Genomic DNA, 8,352 nt, shown 5'->3' on the forward strand with positions numbered 1-8,352 from the left:
TTCAGGGTGGTTTCAACGAAGGGCGGCGGGGCCACCCTGGGGACTTCGGCTAGGCGGCATCCAGGGCGGCGGTGATCTTGCGGGCCATGTCGGCCAGGGTCGGGCTCGGCTCGCCCTTGTGCGTCTGCGCCGAAGCCTCGATCGCCACGATCACCGTGCTCCGGAAGTTGTCCGCCTCGGCCGGGGCCTGCCGCTTCAGCAGCCCCATCGCCTCCGTCAGCGCCGGCAGCACCACATCCGCCAGGTCCGCCACCGTCTTGCCGTACTTCACGCCCTTCGGCGCCTTCGTCAGCACGTGCCCGACCAGCCCCGTCGCCGAGGTCAGCGCCAGCGATCCGTGCGTGGCGACCTTGTGCGCCGAGGTGGCCATCCCGGCCGCCGACATCAGCGACACCGCGCCCCAGGCGGCGGTGCGGAGGGTGAGCTTGTCCTGGTCGGTGAGGGTGGCGGTCATGGTGGTGCTCCTTCGAGTTGTCAGCCGATCCGGCCGCCTTTCCGGCTGCCGTTCTTTCGATGGCCCAACTCTCGCCGACCCCCCTGATACGGGACCGTCACCGCCCTGACACCACCCCTGATACCTCTCCCACCCCTGTTCAGGCCGCCGGCACCTGGGCGACGAAACACATGAAACTGATCCCCGCGAACGCTTCAGGCGCCCCCGGCGCCGTCTGCGGCTCACTGATGGCCGCCGGACAGAACCCCGCCTCCACGAACGCGCCCGTCATCGCCTGCAACGGCCGCCGCCAGAAGGTCCACGGAAACGACTTTCCGTTGAACGTCCGCAGGTCGGTGTAACTCGTCGTCTCCCGATACTTCGGCCGAGGCTCCTCCGTCAGCCACTCCACGAACGGATGATTCACCGAAGCGAAGGTCCACAACTTCAAATCCCCTGACAACGTTCCGCCGCGTCCCACCGATCCCTCAGACAGTCACTCCGAGGAGATTTCATGGACGCCGGCTCGATCTGGACCGAAGTCGTCAAAGCCCTGCCCAACCTGGGCGTCGCCCTCTATCCCTCGGCTGGCTGGGACGAGCGAAAGAAGCGCCGAAAACTCGGCGTCATCTACGACATCTACGGCGAGTTCTTCGCGATCTGGAAACTCTGGGAAACCGTCCCGAGCGACCATGGATCAGCTCGGAAAGCCCGCCGTACCTGGCCTTCAAAGCCCTGGCCGCAGACGGTCACACCGGTCACCGTCTCAACCGCCATCCGCAAGATCACAGACAACCAGCGCGAGACCAGATGGCTCGCCGAAACCTTCGACCTCTCAGCCCCCACCCCGGCTGAGGTCAGCGGCCGAGACCTGCGTCGCGGGCGCGGACGATGGCTTCGGCGCGGTCGGCGACGTGCAGCTTGGCGAAGATGTTGGAGACGTTGTTACGCACGGTCTTGGGCGACACCTGCAGGGCCAAGGCGATCTGCGAGTTGGACCGCCCGGCCGCCACCAGGGAAAGGACCTCACGCTCACGCGGCGTCAACTGCGGGAACACCGGATCACCGGCCGAGGCGACCCCCTGGAAGAACTCGGCCACACGCAGCGCGACCGCCGGACCGAAGATCGCCTCACCGTGGGCCACCGCCGTGATCGCGCGCACGATCTCCTCCTGGCCCGCGCCCTTGAGCAGGTAACCGCGGGCGCCCGCCTGCATGGCGGCGAACAGGGTGGCGTCCTCCTCCGACATGGTCAGCACCAGGACGCCGATGTGCGGGCTGTCGGCGACGATCCGCCTGGTCGCCTCGATGCCGTCGAGCCCCGGCATCCGCACGTCCATCACCACCACGTCGGGCTGCAGGTCCGAGGCGTACTCGACGGCCTGCGCGCCGTCGGCGGCCGTCCCGGCCACGTCGATGCCGGGGATCGAGCCGAGCAGTACCGCCAGCCCGTCGCGGTAGACGGGGTGGTCGTCGGCCACCAGCACGCGGATCGTCTCCTCAGGCACCGGCCGCCTCCTGGATCGGCAGCCGCGCGGCGACGAGGGTGCCGCCGTCGGGCGGGCAACTGACCTGGCAGTCGCCACCCAGCTCGGCCGCGCGTTCGCGCAGCGACAGCATGCCGACTCCGGCCAGCACGCCGGGGTCGATGCCGCCGCCGTCGTCGCGTACCGCCACTTCGAGTCTCCTGTCCCGCACGCCGAGGGTGACCTCGCAGCGCGCGGCGCCGGCATGCTTGACCACGTTGGCCAGCGCCTCGGACACGATACGGTAGGCCGCCACCTCCACCGCCGCCGGCAGCGCGTCCAGCGGGCCGTCGCCGCTGACGCGGATGTCGAGCGCGGCCGAGCGGAACCGGCCGGCCTGCTGCTCGATGGCGCGCAGGATGCCGAGTTCGTCGAGGGCGGGCGGGCGCAGATCGTGCACCAGTCTGCGCACGTCTGCCAGTACGTCGCCGACGTCGGCGGCCGTCTGTTCCAGCAGCCGGTCTGCCTGGGCGGGCGCGGTGGCCGCCAGGTTGCGCGCCGTCTCGATGCGCAGCCGCAGCGCGCCCAGGCTCGGACCGAACCCGTCGTGCAGGTCCCGGCGGAGCCGGCGGCGTTCCTCCTCGCGGGCCAGCACGAGGCGGGCGCGGATGCGCTGCAGGTCGGCGCTGAGCTCGGTGGCCCGCGCCGCCGCCGCGGCCTGCCGTACCAGGTCACCCAGAAGCCGCTGATCGCGCTCGCTCAGGTCGGCGCGGCACAGCACCAGCCGGCCCACCACCTCGCCGCGATAGGCGACGGGCAGCGACACCGACGGACCACGCGGCGTGCCGCGCTGGACCACGGAACGCTCGCCGTTCGGGCGGTCGATCTCCACCCGCACGTAGGCCAGCCGGAACGCCTCGGAGAGCGTCGAGGCGACCGCGACCAGTTGCTCGTCCGGATCGGTGGCCAGCTCCAGCCGCTCGGCCAGCGTCGAGACCGCGGCGTAGGAGTCGTGCCCGCCGCCACGGACGAGCCGTCGCGCCCCCCGCCACAACCAGCCGCGCAACGGCGCGTACAGCAGCGCGACGATCCCGATCGCCGCCAGCGCCGAATCACGCTCGCCCAGCACGCTGCCGGCCACCGTGAACACCGCCACGTCCACCGCCACCACCAGCGCGGCCAGCACGCCGTACGCCAGGGTGGCCGACAGCAGCCGGTCGACGTCGTAGAGCCGGTACTTGGCGACCGCCACGACGACCGCCGCCGACGTGGCCGCGATCGCCAGGCTCATCAGCACCGACGGCACCTGCGGCGGCACCCGCAGCGGCGCCAGCAGCACGGCCGTGTCCACCAGAGCCGCCCACATCAGCCACTTGATCTGTGCCCGCCGCTCCGGATCGGCCGCCCGGTAGCGCCGCACCACCACCGCGAACGGCACGAGCATGCTCACCAGGATCGAGCCGTAGGCCACCTGCAGGATGACTTCCCACCAGGCGTACGGCAGGCGCACCGCGAGCGGATCCAGGCTCAGCCGCGCGATCTCGGGCGGCAACGCGACACCGTGGAAGCGCGACATCACCTCCATGGGCGCGACGACCAGCAGGGCCGGAAGCAGCCCCGTCAACGCCAGACTCGTCACCGCCAGTGGCCGCCAGACCCGGCCGGAAGGCAGCCGTCCATCCGGGAACAGCAGGATCAGCACGGGCAGGGCGAGCAGCATCGCCGCCCCGAAACGCGAATAGAACCAGTAGGCGCCCGCCGCCCCGGGCGCCCCCGGTGCGCCGTAAAGGGCGTAGGCCGCCCACGCCGACGCCATCCCGTCGACCAGCACCAGCAACCCGAAGCCGGTCAGCACCCACGCCACCGCATGCCGCGGCAACATGCGCAGCAGCAGCACGCCGGGCCCGAGCATCGCCAGCCCCGACAGCGCCGCGGGCCACCCCGGGTCCAACTGCGCCGCCGCGGGGATCGGCACGCCCGCCACCCGCGCGTCCAGGGCTACGGTCAACACCGCGATGGCCAGCGCCGCGACGGCCAGCACGAGCGGCACCCGGGTGCGCCCCGTTCCTGTCATGCCCCGTATTACATCCCAAAGCCGTCCTGACCCACCCGGGACCGCAGTCCCAGGACAAACCGGGACACCGGACCCTGCCCGCCCGGGACTACCGGCCACGACCCTGGTGCGAGCCCGCAGAAAGGAACTCCCATGGACCCGCAGCTCACCACCACCCCAGCCACGGCCCGCACCGACGTCCCCCAGTCTGACCAGCCGATCGCCGCCGAACCCATCACGCCCGCCGCCGTCCGCCTGCTCGGCCTCGCGCTCACCGGGGGCACCCTCGCCTGGGCCACCAGCGTCCTCCTCTTCGGCACGGTCAACGAGGGCGTCGAGGAGCGCATCGGCAGCCTGACCGGGGTCGCCTTCCAGCTCGGCCTGTTCGCCCTGCTCGCCGTCCAGATCCGGACCCGCGCCACGGGCGACTCGCGCGTCTCGCGGGCCATGCTCAAGGTCGAGCTCGGACTGCTCGCGCCGGCCACCCTGTGGTCGCTGCTGAACGGTCTGCTGCCCGAGTCCGCCCAGGACCACGTGGCCATGGGCATCCTCGACGTGTTCTGGCCGCTGTCCATGCTCGGCATGCTGGTCATCGGCGTGAAGCTGGCGGTGGCGGGACGCTGGCGCGGCCCGCTGCGCTGGTGGCCCTTGATCGCCGAGAGCTGGTTCGCGGTGACCATGCCGGCACTCATCCTGGCCGGCGAGGACGGGGCCCGCTGGATCGGCGGCGGCCACCTCCTCCTCGGCTACGCCACCCTCGGCCTCCTGCTCACCCTCCGCCCCAGCTTGGTGCTGCCCCGCTGAAGCGCCGACCGTGGGACGGGTGCCTCACCGAGCGCCGCGGTATAAGCCAACCCTCGTAGGCCGCTCAGGAAGCGATGCCAGCAATGGCCCACGCCCGCAGATCATTGTTGAAGGTCATCTACACCCGGAGAAGACGGCTCCCAACTGCCGTCGTTGGCCGACGCAGTCGAATGCCTACCCGCCTTGCTCGTCGTTCGTTCCGTGCCCCGTGCCCATCGTCACGTGCCGCCCTGCCCTCAAGCCGCTGCTGAACCATCAGGCCGAGCGGCGTGTCCGGCCACTTCTTCCATCGCTTGGGACGCTTGACGGCAAGCCGCTCCTCGGCGGCCTCCTCTGCTACGGCATCGACGGGCCCGACAGTCACATCGAGAATCTGGGATACGTGGCGCCTGTTCGCCCGATGAGGTGCCCGCTTGTTCCGGCGGATTCTCTTACGCGAGCCCTTGTCGCTCTGCCCGTAGTTGTTGCGCCGGTCCTTGGTGTAGCTCAGCAGCTTCTTTTCCTGGGGACTTCGCCTGCGCTTCTGACCCACGCTCACCCCTTCGACGAGACCCTGCCCCGATGGCAAAGCGATCTAGAGCCGACGAGCGCCTGGTTATCGGTGCCGCCGCCACGCTCGGTCAGGGCGTCGATGGCGTCACCGCCGAGCAGACGTCTGCGGCTCCTTCGCCCTCGATGGCTCTGAGGTCGATCACTGGGGTTCCGGCGTCTTCGACATCGTCACGAGCCCCCGACCGTGGCGATGCCAACCTTGGCCTCGTACGCCAGATGTGAGGTACAGCGGCCAGGCGTAGCCGCCGAGCACGGCGGCTACGCCCAGTCGGCCACCCGCCCCGGCGGATCGATGGCGGCTGCGGGCGGGAGTCAGCTACCGGCCGGCGGGTACGCCTCGGGGTTTGTCTTGGGGTCGGGCATCTGGTTCCAGGACGGGTCGTCGATGACTGTGCAGGGCTTGACCGGACCGGTGACGAGGTAGCCGCTGAACTGCCACAGGGCTCTGGGCTTCTCCGGGCCCGAGGTCTGGTCCTCGTTCTCGGTGAACTCCATGACGGCCGTCTGCCCCGGCTTGATGTGCTGCGGTCTGATCCGCACCTCGCCGCCGCCCATCTTGAACGCCTTGCCGTTCGGCGAGTTGTCGATCGCCGCGTTGATCCTCTTCCGAACCTCGGGGTCCTTGCTCGCGAGTTCCTCCTTGGAGAACGAGGGACCGGCGTCGGTCTCGCCACGGTCGGGGGCGCACCGGCTGCCGGGCTTGACGTAGGAGACGTCAGCGGTCAGACCGAGTGCTGCCAGGTCCTTCTCCACCTGGGCGGGATCCCTGAACTCGTTGATCTTCAGGGTGATCGTGCCGTCGGCGTTCTTGGCGACGGCGTAGGCCGGGGTCCCCGCCCCGTTCAGGAACGGCACCGCGACGGCCGCCGCCGCGGCGATCCCGGCCACCGCGGCTCCGGCGAGCAGACGCCTCCTGATACGCAGGCGGCGAGCCTCGTTCCGGGCGACGATCTCCGCTTTGAGTTCCATCAGTACGTGCTCCTTGAAGTTCATCGCATTCCTTCCAAGACGAAGGGGGCTATCCCCGGCACGTTCCTCAGCGTGTGGCGGGCGCGGTGCAACCTGGCCCTGGCGGCCCCCTGCCGGATGCCCAGGGCAGTGGCCGCCTCGCTGACCGTGAGCTGGTCGATGACAACCAGTTCCAGCATCGCGCGATCACCGTCCGGTAGTCCGGCCATGGCCTGGAGAGCCCGCCTGGCCACGCTCTCCGCATCGATCCGTTCCTCGAGCTCGGCGACGTCGTCGGAGTCGAGCGGTCTTCGCCCGCCCAGACGGTCGGTCAGTCTCGTCTCCTTGAACGCCCGCCGCCGCTCGGCCGAGAGGGTGTTGCGCGCCACGCCGTACAACCACGCGATCTCGCTGCCCAGCCCGGGCCGGTAGGTGTGGGCGGAGTCGAGCACCGCGACGAACACCTCCGCCACCAGGTCGGCGACCGTGTGCGGATCATCGACCCTGCGGGCGAGGAACGACGTGATCGCGTCGACGTGGCGCCGGTAGAAGACCTCGAACGCTTCCACGTCCGTAGCGATGTCCGCCTGTCTGCGACGCACCGGCCGTGCTCCCTTCGTCGATTACATCCCTTCTTGGTCAGTGGCTGGGAAAACGTTATGAGAGCGAACAGAAGGGGTTGAATGCCGCCTGCAGCGCGTCGCCCAGCTTGGGATGTAGGACCGCAGCTGCCGTCGGCCAGGCGCGGCGGTTGCCGAAGGTGTAGACGTAGAGTTCGAAGATCGTGCTCGGTTCCAGAGTCTTGAGGGCGTACGGGCCGAAGCGGCCCCAGGCCACAAAGGCGGCCGGGGCGAACAGCGCCAGGTTGAAGACGATCGCGGCCGGGTTTCTTGCGGCGGATATGGGTTAGCGCGGCCAGGATCATCGCCACGACTTGGTCAGTGGCGGCCAGCGGGGTCAGGATCGGGAGCCGGGGGCGGTGACGGCGGGCAGGGTCCGCCCGAGCGCGGTGCGAAATCCTAGAAATTGAGATCGGGCTCCAGCTACGTCGACAGCCGACTAGCGGTGTCGTAACAGATGCCTATCGACAAGCTTAAGCAAGCAGACTTTGCCTCGCGGGTTCTCCGGCATGCCCCTTGCCGTCCTGCCGACAAGACTGCACTCATTGACGTCTACGGGCGCACGTATAGAGAAAGATCCCAAGCCCGAGGGTCATGATGACGATCACAAGAGTGACAATCCCAACGCTACCGAGGGCAAAGCCGGCGACGAGAAAGATAGTCCAAACAGCGAAGCCACACACGCAGAGTCCAAGGCCGGCGATCAGTAGCACGACTGGAGAGGGCGGTGGCTTTCTACGCGACATGCTCCAAGGATGACGTACGAGCTTTCCTCGTGTCCTTTTGCGCAGTGTCTGTCGGCGACGATCAAACAGTCGTGCCTGACCGGCCCACCGCCACACAACCACCTGATCGGCCTAGACGTACGGCAGGCCGAGCATTCCCGCTCGGTGAGGTCCGGTGGGCTGCACCAGACCCGGAGGCGCGCGTAGTCGCGTCACTTCAGGAGGTGCTGGAGCCCGCAGAGGCCGCTCGCCCACCGGTCTCGTGTGGGCCCGCAGCGCAGGCCAGCCGCCAAGGTGAGGTAGCGGAGCACGATGTGATCGCCATGGGCAGGATCGTCAAGACGTGAAGCGCTCAGTCAAGCAGTTAGACCCGCAGAAGCCCCTAAGACAGTGTCTTGTTTGGTGATCAATCGTTGGGTTGATCATGGATCCGTTCATCGATCGGCTGGTTCCGGACCAGTTGTGGGAGCTGTTTCAGCGGGTGGTACCGCCGTCGCCGACGCGCCCGCAGGGTGGTGGGCGGCGACGAGCCGATGACCGACTGGTCTTGGCGGCGATCGTGTTCGTAGCGACCAGCGGTTGCACGTGGCGTCAGCTCCCGCCGATCTTCGGCGCTTCCTGGCAGACGGTGCATCGCCGCTTCACCGAGTGGAGCGCCGCCCGGGTGTGGGCCAAGCTGTACCGGATCCTGCTGGACGAGCTCGGCTCGCGCGGAGAGCTGGACTGGTCGCGATGCGCGATCGACTCGGTC

At 69.1% G+C, this 8,352-nt stretch carries 8 protein-coding genes; 2 read left to right on the forward strand and 6 right to left on the reverse strand.

Annotated features, from left to right (window positions below):
• Positions 1-49: 49 nt before the first annotated feature.
• The 4 genes from AB0I67_RS28860 to AB0I67_RS28875 all read right to left on the reverse strand — a co-directional run bounded on the left by AB0I67_RS28860 (position 50) and on the right by AB0I67_RS28875 (position 3,973).
• On the reverse strand, positions 50-454 hold the full coding sequence (locus tag AB0I67_RS28860) for a hypothetical protein (protein ID WP_357929451.1): 405 nt from the start codon (positions 452-454) through the stop codon (positions 50-52).
• 139 nt (positions 455-593) lie between these two features.
• A complete protein-coding gene (locus AB0I67_RS28865) occupies positions 594-845 on the reverse strand; it encodes a hypothetical protein (RefSeq protein ID WP_357929454.1) in 252 nt (83 codons plus the stop codon).
• Between the two features lie 445 nt (positions 846-1,290).
• Positions 1,291-1,941, reverse strand: a complete 651-nt coding sequence (locus AB0I67_RS28870; protein ID WP_357929456.1) for a response regulator transcription factor — start codon at positions 1,939-1,941, stop codon at positions 1,291-1,293.
• Positions 1,934-3,973 (reverse strand): sensor histidine kinase, encoded by a 2,040-nt coding sequence (locus AB0I67_RS28875; RefSeq protein ID WP_357929458.1) that lies wholly within the window; start codon positions 3,971-3,973, stop codon positions 1,934-1,936. Before AB0I67_RS28875 ends, AB0I67_RS28870 begins: the two co-directional genes overlap by 8 nt.
• Before the next feature lie 132 nt (positions 3,974-4,105).
• On the opposite strand from AB0I67_RS28875, the gene AB0I67_RS28880 reads away from it, so the two are divergent.
• Positions 4,106-4,756, forward strand: coding sequence for a hypothetical protein (locus tag AB0I67_RS28880; RefSeq protein WP_357929460.1), 651 nt, complete (start codon positions 4,106-4,108; stop codon positions 4,754-4,756).
• An 864-nt stretch (positions 4,757-5,620) separates the two neighbouring features.
• On the opposite strand, the gene AB0I67_RS28885 is transcribed toward AB0I67_RS28880, so the two are convergent.
• Together AB0I67_RS28885 and AB0I67_RS28890 are read right to left on the reverse strand one after the other, a co-directional pair.
• Positions 5,621-6,277 (reverse strand): hypothetical protein, encoded by a 657-nt coding sequence (locus tag AB0I67_RS28885; RefSeq protein WP_357929463.1) that lies wholly within the window; start codon positions 6,275-6,277, stop codon positions 5,621-5,623.
• Between the two features lie 20 nt (positions 6,278-6,297).
• Positions 6,298-6,858, reverse strand: a complete 561-nt coding sequence (locus AB0I67_RS28890) for a sigma-70 family RNA polymerase sigma factor (protein WP_357929466.1) — start codon at positions 6,856-6,858, stop codon at positions 6,298-6,300.
• Positions 6,859-8,025: 1,167 nt separating this feature from the next.
• On the opposite strand from AB0I67_RS28890, the gene AB0I67_RS28895 reads away from it, so the two are divergent.
• The coding region (locus tag AB0I67_RS28895) for a transposase (RefSeq protein ID WP_357929469.1) at positions 8,026-8,352 on the forward strand (327 nt) is incomplete at its 3' end.

Origin of the sequence: Nonomuraea sp. NPDC050310, from assembly GCF_040655795.1 — a bacterium.
Lineage (GTDB): Bacteria > Actinomycetota > Actinomycetes > Streptosporangiales > Streptosporangiaceae > Nonomuraea.